This is a genomic window from Streptomyces sp. NPDC059248 (assembly GCF_042753905.1).
Taxonomy (GTDB): Bacteria; Actinomycetota; Actinomycetes; order Streptomycetales; family Streptomycetaceae; genus Streptomyces.
Genome location: NZ_JBHYZV010000078.1, coordinates 1 through 19,331 on the forward strand (window position 1 = coordinate 1; position 19,331 = coordinate 19,331).

The 19,331-nt window shown below is 73.2% G+C and carries 15 protein-coding genes; 5 read left to right on the forward strand and 10 right to left on the reverse strand.

Annotated elements, in window-relative coordinates; all coding sequences use genetic code 11:
- Nucleotides 1-596 precede the first annotated feature (596 nt).
- Nucleotides 597-1,592 carry a tryptophan--tRNA ligase gene (gene trpS / locus ACFXG1_RS26975; RefSeq protein WP_384744914.1) on the forward strand — a complete coding sequence of 332 codons (996 nt, stop codon included), beginning with the start codon at nucleotides 597-599 and terminating at the stop codon, nucleotides 1,590-1,592.
- A gap of 31 nt (nucleotides 1,593-1,623) precedes the next feature.
- Here trpS and proC read toward each other — a convergent pair whose 3' ends face one another.
- From proC to ACFXG1_RS27005, 6 genes are all read right to left on the reverse strand, one after another.
- Complete coding sequence (gene proC / locus ACFXG1_RS26980) at nucleotides 1,624-2,433, reverse strand: pyrroline-5-carboxylate reductase (RefSeq protein ID WP_384718548.1); 810 nt, start codon at nucleotides 2,431-2,433, stop codon at nucleotides 1,624-1,626.
- A gap of 165 nt (nucleotides 2,434-2,598) precedes the next feature.
- On the reverse strand, nucleotides 2,599-3,828 hold the full coding sequence (locus ACFXG1_RS26985; RefSeq protein ID WP_384712678.1) for an NAD(P)/FAD-dependent oxidoreductase: 1,230 nt from the start codon (nucleotides 3,826-3,828) through the stop codon (nucleotides 2,599-2,601).
- Between the two features lie 76 nt (nucleotides 3,829-3,904).
- Complete coding sequence (gene sigJ / locus ACFXG1_RS26990; protein ID WP_384712674.1) at nucleotides 3,905-4,810, reverse strand: RNA polymerase sigma factor SigJ; 906 nt, start codon at nucleotides 4,808-4,810, stop codon at nucleotides 3,905-3,907.
- Between the two features lie 108 nt (nucleotides 4,811-4,918).
- Nucleotides 4,919-5,728, reverse strand: a complete 810-nt coding sequence (locus ACFXG1_RS26995) for a class I SAM-dependent methyltransferase (RefSeq protein ID WP_384712670.1) — start codon at nucleotides 5,726-5,728, stop codon at nucleotides 4,919-4,921.
- Between the two features lie 251 nt (nucleotides 5,729-5,979).
- Entirely contained in the window at nucleotides 5,980-6,477 is a 498-nt protein-coding gene (locus ACFXG1_RS27000; protein ID WP_384712668.1) for a hypothetical protein, read from the reverse strand.
- Between the two features lie 43 nt (nucleotides 6,478-6,520).
- On the reverse strand, nucleotides 6,521-6,907 hold the full coding sequence (locus ACFXG1_RS27005) for a peptidase (RefSeq protein WP_384712665.1): 387 nt from the start codon (nucleotides 6,905-6,907) through the stop codon (nucleotides 6,521-6,523).
- Between the two features lie 138 nt (nucleotides 6,908-7,045).
- Between ACFXG1_RS27005 and ACFXG1_RS27010 the strand changes: the two genes are divergently transcribed.
- Nucleotides 7,046-9,304 (forward strand): PQQ-binding-like beta-propeller repeat protein, encoded by a 2,259-nt coding sequence (locus ACFXG1_RS27010; RefSeq protein WP_384712684.1) that lies wholly within the window; start codon nucleotides 7,046-7,048, stop codon nucleotides 9,302-9,304.
- Nucleotides 9,305-9,444: 140 nt separating this feature from the next.
- Here the strand turns inward: ACFXG1_RS27010 and ilvD are convergent, their stop codons facing one another.
- The 3 genes from ilvD to ACFXG1_RS27025 all read right to left on the reverse strand — a co-directional run bounded on the left by ilvD (nucleotide 9,445) and on the right by ACFXG1_RS27025 (nucleotide 13,428).
- Nucleotides 9,445-11,295, reverse strand: a complete 1,851-nt coding sequence (gene ilvD, locus ACFXG1_RS27015; RefSeq protein ID WP_384712663.1) for a dihydroxy-acid dehydratase — start codon at nucleotides 11,293-11,295, stop codon at nucleotides 9,445-9,447.
- Between the two features lie 164 nt (nucleotides 11,296-11,459).
- Nucleotides 11,460-12,272, reverse strand: a complete 813-nt coding sequence (locus tag ACFXG1_RS27020; protein ID WP_384712681.1) for a sugar phosphate isomerase/epimerase family protein — start codon at nucleotides 12,270-12,272, stop codon at nucleotides 11,460-11,462.
- A 193-nt stretch (nucleotides 12,273-12,465) separates the two neighbouring features.
- A complete protein-coding gene (locus ACFXG1_RS27025; RefSeq protein WP_384712660.1) occupies nucleotides 12,466-13,428 on the reverse strand; it encodes a Ppx/GppA family phosphatase in 963 nt (320 codons plus the stop codon).
- 41 nt (nucleotides 13,429-13,469) lie between these two features.
- On the opposite strand from ACFXG1_RS27025, the gene ACFXG1_RS27030 reads away from it, so the two are divergent.
- The gene (locus tag ACFXG1_RS27030) at nucleotides 13,470-14,285 is read left to right on the forward strand and encodes a hypothetical protein (protein WP_384712657.1); all 816 of its coding nucleotides are present in this window, start codon (nucleotides 13,470-13,472) and stop codon (nucleotides 14,283-14,285) included.
- A 17-nt stretch (nucleotides 14,286-14,302) separates the two neighbouring features.
- On the opposite strand, the gene ACFXG1_RS27035 is transcribed toward ACFXG1_RS27030, so the two are convergent.
- Entirely contained in the window at nucleotides 14,303-16,210 is a 1,908-nt protein-coding gene (locus ACFXG1_RS27035) for a hypothetical protein (protein ID WP_384744918.1), read from the reverse strand.
- A 265-nt stretch (nucleotides 16,211-16,475) separates the two neighbouring features.
- On the opposite strand from ACFXG1_RS27035, the gene radA reads away from it, so the two are divergent.
- Nucleotides 16,476-17,924 carry a DNA repair protein RadA gene (radA, locus tag ACFXG1_RS27040; RefSeq protein WP_384744920.1) on the forward strand — a complete coding sequence of 483 codons (1,449 nt, stop codon included), beginning with the start codon at nucleotides 16,476-16,478 and terminating at the stop codon, nucleotides 17,922-17,924.
- A 124-nt stretch (nucleotides 17,925-18,048) separates the two neighbouring features.
- Nucleotides 18,049-19,197 carry a DNA integrity scanning diadenylate cyclase DisA gene (disA, locus tag ACFXG1_RS27045; RefSeq protein ID WP_384724071.1) on the forward strand — a complete coding sequence of 383 codons (1,149 nt, stop codon included), beginning with the start codon at nucleotides 18,049-18,051 and terminating at the stop codon, nucleotides 19,195-19,197.
- Nucleotides 19,198-19,331 lie beyond the last annotated feature (134 nt).

Here is a 19,331-nt window from a genome sequence, read left to right on the forward strand (position 1 = left end):
ACTTTTGGCACGCTGTTGAGTTCTCAAGGAACGGACGCTTCCTTCAGGCCCTTTTCACCAGGCCCTCCGGGCTTTCCCTTCGGTCTTGCGTTTCCGACTCTATCAGATCCTTTCGGGCCTGATTCCCGGTCGAAACTCGGGTTTTGTCTTTCCGGCCTCTCGGCCGTTCCGACGAGTGAGACTTTAGCGGAATCTTTTCCCCGACGCTAATCGGGTCTGCGTCCTGTTCGGGCGCGGATTCCTCATTCCGAAAAGGCACGTCCGAAAGCGGACGGCAGAGACTGCCGTTCGTTCATCGGTGTGGTCTTGCGGAATGGCTGCCCGGGGACCAACCTCGCGGTCGGCGCTCACGTCGGGCAACTCGGAGAACACTACGGAACGGTCGCGCCCACTGTCAACTCGGGGGCCAGTGCCCTACGCTCCTCCCCATGACAACGCGTACGCGCTACCAGCAGTGGCGGGCCGCCTGACGGCGGCCGGCACACTCAGCGCGTACTCGACGGCCGCCGCTTCGGCGGCCGTTGTCGTTTCTCCCCCTCCGGGAGCCGGGCCGCCGACAGCGGGGTCCCGACGGACTAAGGAGAGGGGAAGCGGACATGACGCGGATCTTCAGTGGGGTGAAACCCACAGGGCATCTGACGCTGGGCAACTACCTGGGTGCGGTGCGTCGCTGGGTCGACGTCGACCAGCACCGGGCGGACTCCCTGTTCTGTGTGGTGGATCTGCACGCGCTGACCGTGGAGCACGATCCGGCGCGCGTGCGCAGGCTCAGCCGGCAGGCGGCGACGCTGCTGCTGGCGGCCGGGCTGGATCCGGAGCGGTGCACGGTCTTCGTACAGAGCCATGTGGAGGAGCACACCCGGCTCTCGTATCTGCTGGAGTGCACGGCCTCGGACGGTGAGCTGCGGCGGATGATCCAGTACAAGGAGAAGAGCGCCCTGGCCCGGCGGAGCGGGGAGAGCGTACGGCTGTCGCTGCTGACGTATCCCGTACTGATGGCGGCGGACATCCTCGTCTATGGGACCGACGAGGTGCCGGTGGGGGACGACCAGGCGCAGCATGTGGAGCTGACCCGGGATCTGGCGGTGCGGTTCAACCAGCGGTACGGGCATACGTTCACCGTGCCGAAGGCGACGCATCCGAAGGTCGCGGCTCGGATCATGGATCTTCAGGACCCGCTGTCGAAGATGGGGAAGTCGCACGAGTCGGGCGCGGGGATCGTCTATCTGCTGGACGACCCGGATCAGGTGCGGCGGAAGGTCATGCGCGCCGTGACGGACAGCGGGACCTCGGTCGTCTACGACCGGGAGGTGTCCCCGGGGGTGGCGAATCTGCTGGAGATCCTCGCCGCCTGTTCGGACGGGAACCCGGAGGAGCTGGCCGGTGTATATGAGTCGTACGGGGCGCTGAAGCGGGCCGTGGCGGACGCGGTGGTGGAGCTGCTGCGGCCGGTGCGGGAACGGCACGCGGAGCTGGCGGCGAACGCGGGATATGTCGAGGAGGTGTTGCGGAAGGGGGCCGGCCGGGCCAGAGGACTGGCCCGGCCGAGGGTGGACGCGGCGTATGCCGCGATCGGACTACTGACGGCGTAGTCCGTAGTCGGGGCGGGGTCCGTGCGGGAGGTCAGCCGTTGCCGGAGGCGAGGGCGCGGCTGCGGTCGCGCGCGGCTTCGATGGCGGCGATCAGGGCGGCACGGACTCCGTGATTCTCCAGCTCACGGATGGCGCTGATGGTGGTGCCCGCGGGAGAGGTGACGGCTTCCCGGAGTTTGACGGGGTGCTCGCCACTGTCGCGGAGCATCACGGCGGCGCCGATGGCGGCCTGGACGATGAGGTCGTGGGCCTGGGCGCGGGGCAGGCCCAGGAGGATGCCCGCGTCGGTCATGGCCTCGACCAGGAAGTAGAAGTACGCGGGGCCGGAGCCGGAGAGTGCGGTGGCGGCGTCCTGCTGGGACTCGGGGACGCGGAGTGTCTTGCCGACGCTGCCGAAGATCTCCTCGGTGTGGGCGAGGTGCGCGGCGGTGGCGTGGTGGCCGCCCGAGATGACGGACATGCCTTCGTCGACGAGGACGGGGGTGTTGGGCATGACGCGGATGACGGGGGTGCCGGTGGTCAGGCGTTCCTCGATGAAGGAGGTGGGGATTCCGGCGGCGGCGCTGATGATCAGGCGATCGGAGGTGATGTGCGGGGCGAGCTGGTCGAGGAGGGCGCCCATGTCCTGGGGCTTGACGGCCAGGATCAGGGTGTCGGCGCGCTTGGCGGCGTCGGCGTTGGTGACGGGTTCGACGCCGTAGCGGTCGCGGAGTTCCTCGGCGCGGTCGGTGCGGCGGGTGGTGACCAGGAGGTCGGCCGGTCGCCAGCCCGCGCGGATCATTCCGCTGAGAAGGGCCTCGCCGATCTTGCCTGTGCCGAGGACTGCGACTGTCTGGGTCATGGCTCTGTGCACCTCGCCGCTGGGGGGTTGTGGCCCCATCCTCGCACCAGTGGCCCGGTGGCCAGGTGGCCGTGGTGGGGCGGAGCACGGAGGCGGAGTGCTCCGGGTTCCGGCGGGCGTACCCGTGGCGCCGGGGCGGGTCGGGCGCCACGGGTACGCCCGGGGTCAGCTCAGGCCGGGGATGAGGGGGATGATCCCCGGGCGGCGGCGGGCCAGGTGGAGCAGACGGATCGTGGAGAGGAGGACCTGTTCCTTGAAGCGGGCGGCCGGGCGGCCGGTGAGGGCGTGGGCACGCGGGGAGTCGTCCGCGCGGACGAACTGGACCAGTCCGTCGCGGCGGCCGAGGCTGACGCACTGGAAGACATAGCCGAACCGCAGCGGCCGGGGTTCCCCGCCCCGGATGCCGGCGACGATCGTGGCTGCGGCGCGGGAGCCCGCGGGCAGGGCGGCGGCACAGCCCATACGGAGGGCGCCCGCGGCGTCGGAGTGGGCGCCCGCCGCGTCGCCGACGGCGCAGATCTCGGGGTGGCTGACCGAACGGAGGGTGGCGTCGACGGCGATCCGGCCGGTGGTGGCGTCGAGGGCGAGGCCCGCGGCGGAGGCGAGACCGGTGTTCGGGATCATCGACGCCGACCAGACGACGGCGTCGGCGTCCACCGCGTCGGGTCGTGTGACCTCGGTGCCCTCCTCGATCCGGACGCCGAGCCCCGCGAGCACGGTACGGACATGGTCCCGGCCGCGGGCGGAGTGCCCGGCGGCGACGGGGCCGGAGGAGAGGAGGCGTACGGACCACTCGGGGTAGGTCTCGGCGAGTTCGGCGGCCAGCTCGATACCGGTGAGGCCGCCGCCGACGACGGCGACCGATCCCCTTCCGGTTCGCGCTCCCGCGAGCAGCCGGTGGCGCAGCGCGGCGGCGGTCTCGGCGGTGTAGACACGGGTCTCGGATTCGGGGTGCTGCCGCGCGTTGTCGTACTTCTCCTTCTCCTTCTCCGCAGTCTCCGTCGTCTCCGTGGCCGGGGAAGGCGTGGGGCCGGGGGCCGGGATGCCGGTGCGGCTGCCGAGGGCGTAGACGAGATGGTCGTATCGGATCAGCCGGCCGTCGTCCGTGGTGACGGTCCGGCCGGCCGGGTCGAGGGCGACGGCCCGCCGGGCGGTGTGCCGGACGCCGGTACCGCGCAGCAGGTCGGCCAGGGGGTGGGTGATATCGGTACGGGCGGCGGCCAGTTCGTGGAGGCGGACGCGTTCGGTGAAGCGGTCACCGGGGTCGACGAGGGTGACCCGGGCGTGCGGGGCGAGCCGGAGGGTGGCCATCAGCCCGCCGTACCCCGCGCCGATGACGGTGACCTCGGGCCGGTGCGGGGTACGGGCCGGGCGCTGCTGCGTTGTGGTCGTCATACGGGGGTGACGACGGCGGGCCCGCGGTTGTGACGTGAGGGTGATCACGTCCCGCGCGGTCCGGTGGTCCGGCCCGTCAGAGCGCGCCGTGGAGGGCGGTGGGATCGAGGTGGGCCAGTTTGGCCGGGTTGAGGGTGCAGTCGATGCGGGTGACGAGGCCCTCGTGGACGGTGAAGGCGTACACCGCGCACCAGTGGTTCCCGGCGTCCTCCGTGTCCTCGGCGATATCGGTGGCGACGAGTCCGGGCGCGCCGTTGACGTCGTGGAGCGCGAGCCGCGTCCGGCCGGGGACGAACCGGCTCAGCACATGGCCGATGAACTGGGTGACCTTGTCGCGCCCCACGACGGGGACCCTGGCCACGCCGACCATGCCGCCGCCGTCCGAGCGCCACACCACCTGGGGGTCGAGGACCTTCATCAGACCTTCCAGGTCCCCGCCGCCGACGGCGGCGAGGAAGGCGTCGACGGTGCGCCGGTGCTCGGCGCGGTCGACGGTACGGCGCGGGGCCTCGGCCCGTACCCGGCGGCGGGCGCGGGAGGCGAGCTGCCGTACCGAGTCGGGGGTACGGCCCACCACGTCCGCGATCTCCGCGAACGGCACCGCGAAGACGTCGTGGAGGACGAGGGCGGTCCGCTCGGCGGGGGTGAGCCGTTCGAGGACTGTGAGGAGGGCGGTGCCCACGGACTCGTCGAGCGTGACCCGCTCCTCGGGACCTGCCGCGGTGACCACGGGCTCCGGCAGCCAGGGGCCGACGTACGACTCGCGCCGGGCGCGGGCCGAGGTGAGCTGGTCGTAACAGATCCGGCTGACCACGGCCGTCAGATATCCGGCGGGGTTGTCGGCACGGTCCGCCGGCAGGCGCTGCCAGCGCAGCCAGGCGTCCTGGAGGGCGTCGTCGGCGTCCGCGACCGAGCCGGTGATGCGGTAGGCGATGCCCCAGAGGCGTTCGCGCTGCTTCTCGAACTCGGCCGGCTCGGCCATCTCTCCTCGGTCCTTCGCCGTCGGTACGGAGGTCGTTACGGGGGTCGTTACGGGGGTCGTTACGGGGGTCGTTACGGGGGTCGTTACGGGGTGCTCGCGGAGTGCGGCCTACACAGTAGACGGGGTGCCGGGTCCGGTGGCGGCGGCCTGCGTGGTGACCGTCAGCTCGACGGTGTACGCCTCCGTGACCGTCCCGTCGGGGAAGACCTTCAGCAGCTCCGTCCGTTCCCGCGCCAGCAGTTCGGCGGAGGTCTCCGGCGGGAGGGTGAGGAGGAGGGAGTGGCTGCCGATGTTCGCGAGATGAGTGTCGACCGGTACGGGGCGGGTCCACGGGACCCGGCGCTCCACGACCCGGCCGGGCCAGTCGGCTGGCAGGGCGCGGACCGGGCCCGGTGAGCCGTGGGTCCACTCCGGGATCCACCGCCGGAAGCGGTCGCTCTGGGCGGCGAGCCACGGGACCGTCTCGTCGGCGACGTTCCACCACAGCGCGAGCGCGCCGCCGGGCCGCAGGACCCGGGCGGCTTCGGGGAGGGAGCGGGCGGGGTCCGTCCAGTGCCACGCCTGGGCGTAGGTGATCAGGTCGGCGCTGTCGGCGGCGAGCGGGAGGGCGTCGCCGACGCCCCGTACCAGCGGGATGTCCGGATGCGTACGGCGGAGTTCGCCCGCCATGCCCGCGCCCGGCTCCACGGCGACGACCCGGGCGCCTCGGCGGGCGAGCAGTCCGCTGGAGATGCCGGTGCCCGCGCCGACGTCGACGACGTCCGCGCCGCGCAGCCGCCGGCCGGACAGGTCCTCGACGGCGTCGAACAGCGCGTCCGGGTAGCCGGGGCGGGCGGCGGCGTACTGGGCGGCGGCGCTGTCGAACGACCGCGCGCGGGGTGACCCGGCCAGCGCGCCGGGGCGATGCTCTGCGCTCATGGGGATGATCCTGACCCGTGGCGGTGACGTCTACGCCTCCGGGGGCGGTCCGTTCCGGGGCGGCCGTGTCGCGTCCGCGGGTGATCGGTGGTTGTTCGCGCAGTTCCGCCGCCTGTGCCTTCGGCAAGGGGAGGCCCGGGAAACCGGCCTATCGTCGACGACCGTCGCCGACCGCGGGCCGTGAATGGCTTGTCGCGCAGTTCCTCGCGCCCCTGGAAACCTCCGCTGGGCGCGCCCCGCGGGGGGCAGGGTCAGCGGGGGCGGCGTTTGGAGGGGTTGCCCGTGCGGGTGCGGCGGCGTTTGTCGAACTGGGTGCGGGCCGTCTCGTACTCACGGCGGTACAGCGCCTCGCCCGGTGCCTCCTTCAGGGCACGGAGGGACCACGCCAGCAGGACGCCCACGAAGCCGACCGTGCGGACGCTCCGGAGCGCGTCCGGGGTCGCCGCGCCGGTCGGGCGGCGGGTGAAGCCCTCCCAGGTCTTGCGGAAGGCGATCGCGCTGCACACCGCGAACATCACGATGACCATGGCGTTGAGGATGCCGCCGACCTCGGCGATCGTCAGGCCCTCGTACCCCAGGCGCAGGGCGAACCCGCCGAGCGCGGCCGCGGCCAGGGCGCCGGCCGCGACGCCCGCGCGGCGCAGCCCGTACCCCCCGTCGTGGTCGACCCAGGTGGTGCCGAAGAAGCGGATGGGCTCGGGCCGCGGCCCCTCCGGGGTCCGGCCTTCGGTGTTCTGCTGCTCGCTCACGGGTCGATTATCCCCGCCGCCGTCCCCGCCGCCGCGGGGGGCGTCAGCAGCGGATGGCCACATAGCCGTCGCTGCCGGTGCGGACGTACGCGTCGGAGACGAACTCGCCGTTGCCGATGTTGTCCCAGATCCGGGATGTTCCGTAGGGGCCGTTGATCGCCTGTCCCGGCTTCTGGCAGAAGATCGGGACGCGCGAGCCCACGGGCAGCGTGCGGATCAGGTCGTACTGGGTGCCGGGACCCATTCGTACGTGGAGCGCGACGCCCGGCGCGACCGGGTAGTAGCGGACGGCGGCGGTGACCTCGGCCGAGGCGATGTCCCCGAGCTCGACCGACGCCGAGACCGACGCCGAGAGCGCCACTGCCTCGGACTCGGTGGCCTCCGGCGCGGGCGGAACGTCTGTTTCCGGACGTGCTCCGTCGATTGACATGTAAATCTCCCCCGTTGGTGTATCTGCGTAGAGGTACGGTACGCCGCGCCCCGACCGGCAACCACCCCCGGTGTCGTACTCACCATCGACTAGGCTCCGAGGTTCGCGCGCGCGCACGATCGATCATCGGGGGTGGGGATGCCACCGCTGCGCAGCACCGGTCAGGCGTCGGGATCCGGGCAGCCGGAGTACGCGGGCCAGTACCGGCTCGAAGCCTGTCTCGGGAACGGCGGTATGGGTGTCGTGCATCTCGCGACATCCGCTTCGGGACTGCGGCTCGCCGTGAAGGTCATCCATGCGGAACACGCCACGGACCCCGAGTTCAGGGCGCGTTTCCGCCAGGAGGTGGCCGCCGCCAGACGGGTCAGCGGGGCGTTCACCGCCTCCGTCGTCGACGCCGACCCGGATGCCGCGCGCCCTTGGATGGCGACCCTCTTCATCGAAGGACCGACCCTTGCCGAACGGGTCAAGCGGAACGGCCCGATGGAGCCCGAGGAGGTTCGCAGGGCGGGCGCCGGGCTGGCCGAGGCGCTGCGCGACATCCACCGGGCGGGCGTGGTGCACCGCGATCTCAAGCCGAGCAATGTGCTGCTCGGGGCGGACGGCCCGAAGGTCATCGACTTCGGGATCTCCCGGCCGGCCGACAGCGATCTGCGCACCGAGACCGGGAAGCTGATCGGTACACCGCCGTTCATGGCGCCCGAGCAGTTCCAGCGGCCCCGGGAGGTGGGTCCCGCGGCGGACGTCTTCGCCATGGGATCGGTGCTGGCATACGCCCTGACCGGGCGTGGTCCGTTCGACTCCGACAGTCCGTACATCGTGGCCTACCAGGTCGTCCATGACGAGCCCGATCTGACGGGGGTGCCGCCGGGGCTCGTACCGCTGATCCTGCGCTGTCTGGCGAAGGACCCGGCGGAGCGTCCTTCGCCGTACGAGTTGATGGTGGCGCTGCGGCAGGCGTCGCCGTCGGCTTCGTACGACACCCAGGCGTACGTCCCGGTGCCCAGGACGCCGGATCCGCGCGAGAACGTGCCGGGGATGTCCAGTCTGCCGCCGAGTGTCGTACCGGGCCCCGAGGACCGCGCGGAAGACATAAGCGGAACCTCCGGCGGAGACGCGGGCACAGGCGCAGGCGCAGGAGGCCGGGGGAAGAGCGCGCGGCGGCGCTGGGCGGTGGCGGCCGTCGCGGCCGTCGTCCTGGTGACCGCCGGGATCGTCGCGATCCGGGCCGGCGACGACACATCGGGGGCCTCGTCGTCCGCCGGGACCCGGGCGGGGACCGGGACCGGGACGGGCTCCGGCGGGGCGCACGGAGTCGAGGCGTGGAGCGTACGGCTGGGGAAGGCGCGCGGGGAGGAACGTACGCCCGCGTGTACCCACGCGGGCGCGGCGGACGCGCTCTACTGCGCCGCCCCCGGGGTGACCGCCGCCCGGCTCGACCCGGTGACCGGCCGCCGGTTGTGGTCCCGGCCCGCGGGCGAAGGCGCCGCGTCGGACGTCGGGCCGCGGGCCCCGGTGTTCGCGGGCGGGCTGGTGCAGATCCGCCCCGTCGGCGGCGAGCCGGTGAGGGCGCTGGACCCGGCGACGGGCGAGCCCCGGTGGTCGGCGCCGATGGCCGGGTATTCGGGGGTGCGGTACGCGGGTGACCTGGTCCTGCTGGTCAGGGACGACGGCCGGATCCTGGCCCTGGACGCCGGCACCGGCGCCGAGCGGTGGCGGGCCCGGCACGGTTCGGGCGGCGCGGAGTGGATCGCCGGGGGCGGTGCCGTGTACGCGGTGGACCCGGCGGCCGGCGGAGACACGACGGAGATCCACGCGGTCGACCCGGCGACCGGACGGCTGCTGTGGCGGGAGCGGTTGGAGGGGGCGCTGCGGCCGGTGGGGTTCTCGGGCGGCGCGCTCCATCTGATCGCCACGGACGCGAGCGGGAGTACGGACGCGGTCGTCCGGCTGACGGTCGCGGACGCGGCGCGGGCGCGCGTGGTCCGCCGGATCGCCCTGGACGCGCCGGTTCCGCAGGCGCAGGCGGTGATCTCCCGCGGGGTGATGTACGTCGGCGGGGCGGGCGGATCCCTGGTGGCGGTACGGGTGTCCGCGGGGCAGGGCGGGGCCGGGAAGCCGGGGCAGCTGTGGCGTCTGGAGACCGGGGCGACCCAGCTGTCCCGGCCCGTCGCGGGCGCGTCGGCGGTCTTCGTCACGGCCGGGGACGGACGGCTGCTGGCGGTCGACGCGGCGCGCGGACGGCTGGCCGGTCAGACGGATCCCCGGATGGACGGCGGGGCGCGGACGTACACCTCGTTCCTGCCCGCCCCGGCCGCCACCGGCGATCGGGTGTTCGGTACGGCCCCGGACGGCTCGGTCTTCTCGGTGGCGGCGGCGGATCCGGGCGGCTGGTAACCGGGGGCCGGGGCGCGAGGCACGGGCACGGCGGGCCCAGGCGTGGGCGCGGGGGCGACGGCAACCGGACTCCGGGCGGGCGGTCCGGGACGTGCGAAGGCCGGGCCCGCCAACCGGACCCGGCCTTCGTACGTATCGCGTCAGCCCAGCCGGGAGACGTCCCGCACCGCGCCCTTGTCGGCGCTCGTCGCCATCGCGCCGTACGCCCGCAGCGCCGCCGACACCTTCCGCTCGCGCGACTTGGGCGCGTACCGGCCGCCCAGCGCCTCGCGGCGGGCCGTCAGCTCCTCCTCCGGGACGAGCAGCTCGATCGAGCGCCCGGGGATGTCGATCCTGATCCGGTCGCCGTCCTCGACCAGGGCGATCGTGCCGCCGGACGCGGCCTCTGGGGATGCGTGGCCGATGGACAGGCCCGACGTACCGCCGGAGAAGCGGCCGTCGGTGACCAGCGCGCACGACTTGCCCAGACCCCGGCCCTTGAGGAAGGACGTCGGGTAGAGCATCTCCTGCATACCAGGGCCGCCCTTGGGGCCCTCGTACCGGATGACGACGACGTCGCCCTCCTTGATCTCCTTGCGGAGGATCTTGTCGACGGCCTCGTCCTGCGACTCGCAGACCACGGCCGGGCCCTCGAAGGTCCAGATCGACTCGTCGACGCCCGCGGTCTTCACCACGCACCCGTCGACCGCGAGGTTGCCCTTGAGCACGGCCAGGCCGCCGTCCTTGCTGTACGCGTGGGCGGCGTCGCGGATGCAGCCGTCGGCGGCGTCGGTGTCGAGCGTGTCCCACCGCTCGGACTGGGAGAACGCCTCGGCGGAGCGGACACAGCCGGGCGCCGCGTGCCACAGCTCGACCGCCTCGGCGGACGCGGTGCCGCCGCGAATGTCCCAGGTGCCGAGCCACTCCTTGACGGAGGGCGAGTGGACGGTGTGGACGTCCTCGTCGAGCAGCCCGGCGCGGTACAGCTCGCCGAGGATGGCGGGGATACCGCCGGCCCGGTGGACGTCCTCCATGTAGTACGTGCCCTGGGGCGCGACGTTCGGCGCGACCTTCGCGAGACAGGGGACGCGGCGCGAGACGGCGTCGATGTCGTCGAGCCCGTAGTCCAGCTCGGCCTCCTGGGCGGCGGCCAGCAGATGCAGGATCGTGTTGGTGGAGCCGCCCATGGCGATGTCGAGGGCCATGGCGTTGTCGAAGGCCGCGCGGGTGGCGATGTTCCGGGGCAGGACGGTGTCGTCGTCGCCCTCGTAGTAGCGCTTGGTGATCTCGACGACCGTACGGCCCGCGTTCTCGTACAGCGCGCGGCGGGCGGTGTGGGTGGCGAGCACGGAGCCGTTGCCGGGGAGGGAGAGGCCCATGGCCTCGGTCAGGCAGTTCATCGAGTTGGCGGTGAACATGCCGGAACAGGAACCGCAGGTCGGGCAGGCGTTCTCCTCGATCCGCAGCACGTCCTCGTCGGAGACGGTCTCGTCCACGGCGTCGACGATCGCGTTGATCAGGTCGAGTTTCCGGACGGTGCCGTCGACGAGGGTCGCCCGGCCCGCCTCCATGGGGCCGCCGGAGACGAAGACGGTGGGGATGTTCAGCCGCAGGGCCGCGTTGAGCATGCCCGGGGTGATCTTGTCGCAGTTGGAGATGCAGATCAGGGCGTCGGCGCAGTGCGCCTCCACCATGTACTCGACACTGTCCGCGATCAGATCGCGGGAGGGCAGGGAGTACAGCATTCCGCCGTGGCCCATGGCGATGCCGTCGTCGACGGCGATGGTGTTGAACTCGCGCGGGATCGCCCCCGCCGCCTTGATCGCCTCACTGACGATCCGGCCGACCGGCTGGAGGTGGGTATGCCCGGGGACGAACTCGGTGAACGAGTTCGCGACGGCGATGACGGGCTTGCCGATGTCCGCGCTCGCTACGCCCGAGGCGCGCATCAGGGCGCGGGCGCCCGCCATATTGCGGCCGTGGGTGACTGTGCGGGACCTCAGCTCGGGCATCGTCGCTCTCGCTCCTCGATAGGTCGGTCGATAGGCCACAAGGGTACGCCCGCCCTCCAAGATCTGGACATTCCGTCCGCGATACGAAATCAGGAACGGAACAGGAACGGAACAGAAGTGGAATCAGGGGCGGAATCGGGAGCGGAGAGGACGTGCCGTCGTCCTCATGCGCGGCGGACTCCCGGCCGTACACCGGCGCCCCCGGCGGAGGGCTCGGCCGCCAGATGGAGCCGGGTGAAGGCGAGGGCCTCCGCGAGATCCGCCTCCCGCTCCGCCGCCGACATCGCCCGCCGGGTGTTCACCTCGATCACCACATGGCCGTCGAAGCGGGTACGCACCAGCCGCGCCAGCAGCTCGGCACAGGGCTGGTCGCCCCGGCCCGGCACCAGGTGCTCGTCCTTCGCCGACCCCTTGCCGTCGGCCAGGTGTACGTGGCCGAGACGGTCGCCCATCCGGTCGACCATGGCCAGTGCGTCGGTACGGGCCGTCGCCGTATGCGACAGATCGATCGTGAAGTGGCGGTAGTCGTCCTTGGTGACGTCCCATTCGGGGGCGTACGCGAGCATCTCGCGGTCCCGGTAGCGCCACGGGTACATGTTCTCGACGGCGAACCGGACGTCCGTCTCGTCCGTCATCCGCCGGACGCCCTCGACGAAGTCCCGGGCGTACTGGCGCTGCCAGCGGAACGGCGGATGCACGACGACCGTCGAAGCGCCGAGCCGCTCGGCGGCGGCCCGGGCCCGCTGGAGCTTCACCCACGGATCGGTGGACCAGACGCGCTGTGTGATCAGCAGACACGGCGCGTGAACGGCGTGGATCGGTACAGAGTGGTAGTCGGAGAGCCGGCGGAGCGCCTCCACGTCCTGGCTGACCGGGTCCGTCCAGACCATCACCTCGACGCCGTCGTAACCGAGACGGGCGGCGATCTCGAAGGCGGTGGCGGTGGACTCGGGGTAGACGGAGGCGGTGGAGAGCAGGACCTTCGGCCCTCGGGGCCGGCGGTGGGGCGCGGGCGCGTTCGCCTCCGGACCGCCGCCGCCCTGGTTCGTCGCCACCGTCGCGTCTTCCGCTTCCACGGGGACAGGGTACGGGTCACGGGTGACCGCCCGCGCGGTTCCCCGCACCCCCACGGGGCCCGCGCCCCCTGAGACTCCTCCGGCGCTGCGCGGCCTAAAGGGTGTTGCCGTCCTGGCCCACCGAGGCCCTGGCCGGGAGGTGGTCGAGGCGGCGGAGGATGACGCCCTCGCGCAGCGCCCAGGGGCAGATCTCGACCTCCTGCGCGCCGAAGAGGTCCATCGCGCCCTCCGCCACCAGCGCTCCGGCCAGGAGCTGGCGGGCGCGGCCGGTGGAGACGCCGGGGAGTTCGGCGCGCTGGCCCGCCGTCATCGCCGCCAGCTTGGGGAGCCAGTCCGTCAGGGCCTTGTGGCTCAGCTCACGCTGGACGTACAGGCCCTCCGCGTCGCGGGCCGCGCCCGCGATCCTGGCGAGCTGCTTGAAGGTCTTGGAGGTCGCCACGATGTGGTCGGGCCGTCCGAAGCGGCTGAACTCGCCCACCGTACGGGCGATCTCCGCGCGGACATGGCGGCGCAGCGCCCGTACGGCCTCCGCGTCCGGCGGGTCGCCGGCCAGCATCCCGGCGGTCAGCCGTCCGGCGCCCAGCGGCAGGGACACCGCCGCGTCGGGCTCCTCGTCGATGCCGTACGCGATCTCCAGGGATCCGCCGCCGATGTCGAGCACCAGGAGCTTCCCGGCGGACCAGCCGAACCAGCGGCGGACGGCGAGGAAGGTGAGGCGGGCCTCGTCCTCGCCGGTGAGGACTTCGAGATCGACGCCGGTCTCGGCCTTGACGCGGCCGAGGACGTGATCGGCGTTGGTGGCTTCCCGCACGGCCGACGTGGCGAAGCACAGCACTTGCTCGCAGCCCTGGTCCTCGGCCGCTTCCATGGCCCGGCCGATGGTGCCGATGAGGCGCTCTATCCCGGCGGCCCCGATCGCGCCGTCCGCTTCGAGGAGTTCGGCGAGGCGCAGTTCCGCCTTGTGGGAATGGGCGGGCAGGGGGCGGGCGCCGGGGTGTGCGTCCACCACCAGGAGGTGCACTGTGTTCGAACCGACGTCGAGGACTCCGAGTCTCATGAGTACGAACGCTACTGCGGTCGCGGACATACCCTTGACCTGTGCCAAAGACGAAAAAGGCGAAGCCGGGCAAAGCAGAGCGCTCCGCGGCCCAGGACCCGACCCCTCGCGACGAGGTCGGACTGGACTTCCCGCGGGCCTGGGTGGAGTTCCCGGACCCCGCCGACGACGAGCAGGTCTTCCGTTGCGATCTGACCTGGCTGACCTCCCGGTGGAGCTGTGTCTTCGGCAGCGGCTGCCAGGGCATCCAGGCCGGGCGGGCGGCCGACGGCTGCTGCACGCTGGGCGCGCACTTCTCGGACGAGGAGGACGAGGAACGGGTCGCGGGACATGTGGCCAGGCTCACGCCCGAGCTGTGGCAGTTCCACGACGAGGGCGAGGCCACGGGGTGGGTGCAGGAGGACGAGGACGACGGCGCCCGGCAGACCCGCCGGTGGCAGGGGTCGTGCATCTTCCAGAACCGGCCCGGGTTCGCCGGGGGCGCGGGCTGCGCGCTGCACATCCTCGCCCTGAAGGAGGGCAAGGAGCCGCTGGAGACCAAGCCGGACGTCTGCTGGCAGCTGCCGGTGCGGCGCTCGTACGACTGGATCGAGCGGCCCGACGACACCAAGGTGCTCCAGATCTCGATCGGGGAGTACGACCGGCGGGGCTGGGGCCCCGGCGGTCACGATCTGCACTGGTGGTGCACGTCGGCGCGGTCGGCGCACGGCGCGGGTGAGCCGGTGTACGTGTCGTACCGGGCCGAGCTGACGGAGCTGATGGGCAAGGAGGCGTACGACGCCCTGGTCGGCCTGTGCGAGGCACGGCTGGCATCGCACCTTCCGCTGCTGGCGCCGCATCCGGCCGACCCGTCCTGACGGACGCGTTCCAGGATTTAGGAGGCCGGCGGCGGATCGTCGTCGGAGGGTGCCGGTGAAGGACCCGGGCCCGGGTCCGGGTCCGGGTCCGTGGGGCTCGGGGTGGGCGAGGGCGAGGGCGAGGGCCCGGTCGGTGTCGGGGACGGAGTCGGAGTCGGTGAGGGCGTCGGGGTCGGTGTCGGGGTCGGGCTCGCGGTCGGTGTCGGCGGCCGGGTGGGGCGCGGGGTGGGTTCCGGGCGTCCGCCGCCCTCGATCCGGAGGACGGCCCCGACCGGGTCGATCCGCAGATACGCGCGCCACGGGCGGGCCGGCTCGCGCTCCCGGTCGACGGTCACCAGGACGGTGACGGACTGCCCGGGGCGGAGGATTCCCGAGGTGCGGCTCGGCGACAGCCAGCGGGCCCCGGTACGGACCGCCCAGATGACGGGGGCGCCGCCGGACGCGGTGAGCGTCAGCCGGGTGGTGTCCCCGTACGCCCGCGCGGTGACGCCGAGCCTGCCCGGGACGGGCGCGCCGGGCTCGGTGCGCGGGGCGGGGGTGCCCGGAGTGACCACCTCGACGGTGAGTCCCGGGCGGGCCGGATCCGTGGGGGCGGCGCTGCCGGTGTGCTCGTAGCGGTCGTAGGGGTCGTCCCGTTCCCCGGGGCGTTCCGTACCCCCGGGAGCGGTTGTGTTGTCGGGGTTCTCGGCGGTGGTGACGGCGGGTCCCGCGCCCGACTCACCGGTGGCCGGGGCGCCCCGGTAGGCCGCCCACAGGGCGAGGACGGGCGCCGCGAGGACGGTGGCGACGACCGTGGTGGTGACGGCGCGGGCACGCAGCCGCTCCCGGCGCGCCGTGTGGTCCTTGGGGTCGAGGGGGAAGCCGCCGGGGCCGAAGCGGGGTGTGGTGGCACGTGTACGGGTGCCGCGGGCGGCGTTCATCGCGGCGTACGCGACCGGGCGCTCGCACCTGATCAGCGGCAGCACGGCCGGGGCGGGCGCGGAGCCCGGCCAGGGGCCGCGGGCCTCGACGCGTTCGGCGGCCACCCGGCAGCGGGGGCAGTCGTCGACATGGCGGACGAGTTCGGTGCGCAGGGCGGCGGAGACCAGGACCCGGCCGTCGGTGCCGAGGCGGGCGACGGCGGGACAGTCCCCGCGGCCGACGACGGCGAGGGCGGCCCGGGTGCGTTCGAGTTCGCAGACGGCGGTGGCGAGGAGGTCGCGGGCGCGGGCGGGGTCGAGGGAGAGGACGGCGGCGATGTCGTGGGTGCCGAGGCCGTGCCGGACGGAGAGTTCGAGGGCCTCGCGCTGTTCGGGGGTGGTCCCGGCGGCCTCGGGCCAGGCGAGGACCGCCAGCTGGGCCCGGCGCGCCGCGGAGATGCGGTCGGCACCGTCAGCGCCTTCGGCACCGTTGGCACCGTTGGCAGGGCGCGGGGGCGTGGAGTGGTGGCGGCCGGTGTGGGTCCCGTGGCGGGCGCGCCGCTGCTCGGCGAGGCGCCGGCGGCACGTCCAGCGGGCGAGCGCGTACAGCCAGGCGCCGCGTCCCGGGCCGGTGGGGGCGGCCGGACCCGGCGGCGCGCCGGTGGTGCGCTCGGCGCGCTCGGCGGGGGCGCGGCCGAGGTGGCGCTCCGCGACGGCGAGGACGTCGCCGAGGGCGGCCGTGGCGGCGTCGTGGTCGCAGAGCACGGAGAGGCAGTACGTGAACAGGCCGTCGAGATACGCCTCGTACCGCTGCTCGTGGCGCTGCTCGTGCCGCCGGCGCTGCCGTCGCCCGGGGCCGTGTCCGGGCCCGTATCCGTGGCCGCGCTCCGACGGGGCGTGCTCCGGGGCGGGCGTCTCCGCCGGGGACTGCTGCGGGGACGGGCGGGGCGTGTGGCGGCGCGACCGGTGCGGGCCGGTGGCGTTCGGAGTACGGGAGGTCTGTTCCGGCCTGCTGCTGCTCGTCACCCGGCGACCGTAGGCATGCGAAGCACCCCGTTCTTACCGCTTTCCCTCTTTTCATTCTTACGGGTGAGTAGTTCGCTCAAAAGGGGACAGGAAGCGTTCGTTCCACCCGCTAATAGGCCGCTTCGGGGTCGTTCGCGCCCCTCTCGCGATACGTCCGGTCCCGGAGCGCTCCGGAGGCGCTCCGGAGCCGCCGGTGAGGACGTCGGCGAGGACGCCGGTGAGGACGCCGGGACCGGCTGTCGGTGGCGGGGGCTACGGTTCCCCCATGGCTGCCCGTACCAAATCCGCGAAGGACCGTCCGTCCTACCGCTGTACCGAATGCGGCTGGACGACCGCGAAGTGGCTCGGCCGCTGCCCCGAGTGCCAGGCGTGGGGCACGGTCGAGGAGTACGGCGCGCCCGCCGTGCGGACCACCGCCGCCGGGCGGGTCAGCAGCCCGGCGCTGCCCATCGCCCAGGTCGACGGGCGGCAGGCGACCGCCCGCGGTACCGGGGTGCCCGAGCTGGACCGGGTGCTGGGCGGCGGCCTGGTGCCGGGTGCCGTGGCGCTGCTCGCCGGGGAGCCGGGCGTCGGGAAGTCGACGCTGCTGCTGGACGTGGCGGCCAAGGCGGCGGGCCCCGAGCACCGGACCCTCTATGTGACGGGCGAGGAGTCCGCGAGCCAGGTACGGCTGCGCGCCGACCGGATCCACGCCCTGAGCGACCATCTCTATCTCGCCGCCGAGACCGACCTCTCCGCCGTCCTCGGCCATCTCGACGAGGTGAAGCCGTCGCTGCTGATCCTCGACTCGGTGCAGACGATCGCGTCGCCGGAGATCGAGGGCGCGCCCGGCGGTATGGCGCAGGTGCGGGAGGTCGCGGGCGCCCTGATCCGGGCCTCCAAGGACCGGGGCATGTCGACGCTGCTGGTCGGGCACGTCACCAAGGACGGCGCGATCGCCGGTCCCCGGCTGCTGGAGCACCTGGTGGACGTGGTGCTCCACTTCGAGGGCGACCGGCATGCCCGGCTGCGGCTGGTGCGGGGTGTGAAGAACCGGTACGGGGCGACGGACGAGGTCGGCTGCTTCGAACTGCACGACGAGGGCATCACCGGTCTGACCGACCCCTCGGGGCTCTTCCTGACCCGCCGTGACGAGCCCGTGCCCGGCACCTGTCTGACGGTCACTCTGGAAGGCCGCCGACCGCTGGTGGCCGAGGTGCAGGCGCTGACCGTGGACTCGCAGATCCCCTCGCCCCGGCGCACCACCTCGGGTCTTGAGACCTCCCGGGTGTCGATGATGCTGGCGGTGCTGGAGCAGCGCGGCCGGATCAGCGCCCTGGGGAAGCGGGACATCTACAGCGCCACGGTCGGCGGCGTCCGGCTGTCCGAGCCGGCCGCCGATCTGGCGATCGCCCTGGCGCTGGCGTCGGCCGCGAGCGACACGCCGCTGCCGAAGAACCTGGTCGCGATCGGCGAGGTCGGCCTCGCGGGCGAGGTCCGCCGGGTGACGGGGGTGCAGCGGCGGCTCGCCGAGGCGCACCGGCTGGGCTTCACCCACGCCCTGGTGCCCGCCGACCCGGGCAAGGTGCCCCGGGGCATGACGGTCACCGAGGTCGCGAACATGGGGGACGCGCTGCGGGTGCTTCCGCGCGGGCGGCGCCGGAGCGACGGGGCGAAGGACGGCGAAGGGGCGGCCGGGCGCACGGGCGGCGGACCGGAGACCGCGCCCTGGTGAGGGCCCCGGGCGGGGTGTGTGACGGGGCCCGGCGCACAGAGCGCGCGGACAGCCCACGGGGCGCGGAGACGCGCCGGTAGACTTTGCCCTGGTCTCGCCCATCCGTACGAGCCGGAGGAGTGCAGTGGCAGCCAACGACCGGGCAGCAGCACCCGGAAAGTCCGGCGCGGGCTCCGGCACCGAAGGGCAGATCCGCGCCGCCCTCAGCTCCGTCGCGCCCGGCACCGGCCTCCGCGACGGCCTGGAGCGCATCCTCCGCGGCAACACCGGCGGGCTGATCGTCCTCGGTATGGACAAGACGGTCGAGTCGATGTGCACCGGCGGCTTCGTCCTGGACGTGGAATTCACCGCGACCCGGCTGCGCGAGCTGTGCAAGCTCGACGGCGCGCTCATCCTCGACAAGGACATCACCAAGATCCTCCGCGCCGGGGTGCAGCTCGTCCCCGACGCCTCGATCCACACGGAGGAGACCGGCACCCGGCACCGTACCGCCGACCGTGTCTCCAAGCAGTGCGGCTTCCCGGTCGTCTCCGTCTCCCAGTCCATGCGGCTGATCGCGTTGTACGTGGACGGCGAGCGGCGGGTCCTGGAGGAGTCCGCCGCGATCCTGTCCCGGGCCAATCAGGCGCTGGCGACGCTGGAGCGGTACAAGCTCCGCCTCGACGAGGTCGCGGGCACGCTCTCGGCGCTGGAGATCGAGGACCTGGTCACGATCCGGGACGTCACCGCCGTGGCGCAGCGGCTGGAGATGGTCCGCCGGATCGCCACCGAGATCGCGGAGTACGTGGTCGAGCTGGGCACGGACGGGCGGCTGCTCACCCTCCAGCTGGACGAGCTGATCGCGGGCGTGGAGCCGGAGCGGGAGCTGGTGGTCCGGGACTACGTGCCCGAGGCGACGTCCCCGAGGGCCGCGAGCGCCAAGGGCGGACGGCCCCGTACGGTCGAGGACGCCCTGGCGGAGCTGGACGCCCTGAGCCACCCCGAGCTGCTCGAACTGGCCAATGTGGCGCGCGCCCTCGGCTACAGCGGTTCGCCCGAGACGCTGGACTCCGCGGTCTCGCCGCGCGGCTACCGGCTGCTGGCGAAGGTGCCGAGGCTGCCCGGCGCGATCATCGAGCGGCTGGTGGAGCACTTCGGCGGGCTGCAGAAGCTGCTCGCGGCGAGCGTGGACGACCTCCAGGCCGTCGACGGTGTCGGCGAGGCGCGGGCGCGGAGCGTACGGGAGGGGCTTTCGCGGCTCGCCGAGTCCTCGATCCTGGAGCGCTACGTCTGACGACGGTCGTACGGGAACGGGGGCGGGGGGGGGGGGGCAAAGCCCCCCCCCCCCCCCCCGGGAGGGGAAGGGCCAGAGCGCGCACACCCCAACACGCAAAACCCGCGCAAAAAACCACCCCGCCACCACCCCCC

Coding starts and splice junctions, on each gene's coding strand:
- ACFXG1_RS26995 (WP_384712670.1), bottom strand. CDS start 5,728: ATGAGCGCAGAGCATCGCCCCGGCGCGCTGGCCGGGTCACCCCGCGCG.
- ACFXG1_RS27025 (WP_384712660.1), bottom strand. CDS start 13,428: ATGAGACTCGGAGTCCTCGACGTCGGTTCGAACACAGTGCACCTCCTG.
- ACFXG1_RS27010 (WP_384712684.1), top strand. CDS start 7,046: ATGCCACCGCTGCGCAGCACCGGTCAGGCGTCGGGATCCGGGCAGCCG.
- ACFXG1_RS26985 (WP_384712678.1), bottom strand. CDS start 3,828: ATGACGACCACAACGCAGCAGCGCCCGGCCCGTACCCCGCACCGGCCC.
- trpS (WP_384744914.1), top strand. CDS start 597: ATGACGCGGATCTTCAGTGGGGTGAAACCCACAGGGCATCTGACGCTG.
- radA (WP_384744920.1), top strand. CDS start 16,476: ATGGCTGCCCGTACCAAATCCGCGAAGGACCGTCCGTCCTACCGCTGT.
- sigJ (WP_384712674.1), bottom strand. CDS start 4,810: ATGGCCGAGCCGGCCGAGTTCGAGAAGCAGCGCGAACGCCTCTGGGGC.
- proC (WP_384718548.1), bottom strand. CDS start 2,433: ATGACCCAGACAGTCGCAGTCCTCGGCACAGGCAAGATCGGCGAGGCC.
- ilvD (WP_384712663.1), bottom strand. CDS start 11,295: ATGCCCGAGCTGAGGTCCCGCACAGTCACCCACGGCCGCAATATGGCG.
- ACFXG1_RS27005 (WP_384712665.1), bottom strand. CDS start 6,907: ATGTCAATCGACGGAGCACGTCCGGAAACAGACGTTCCGCCCGCGCCG.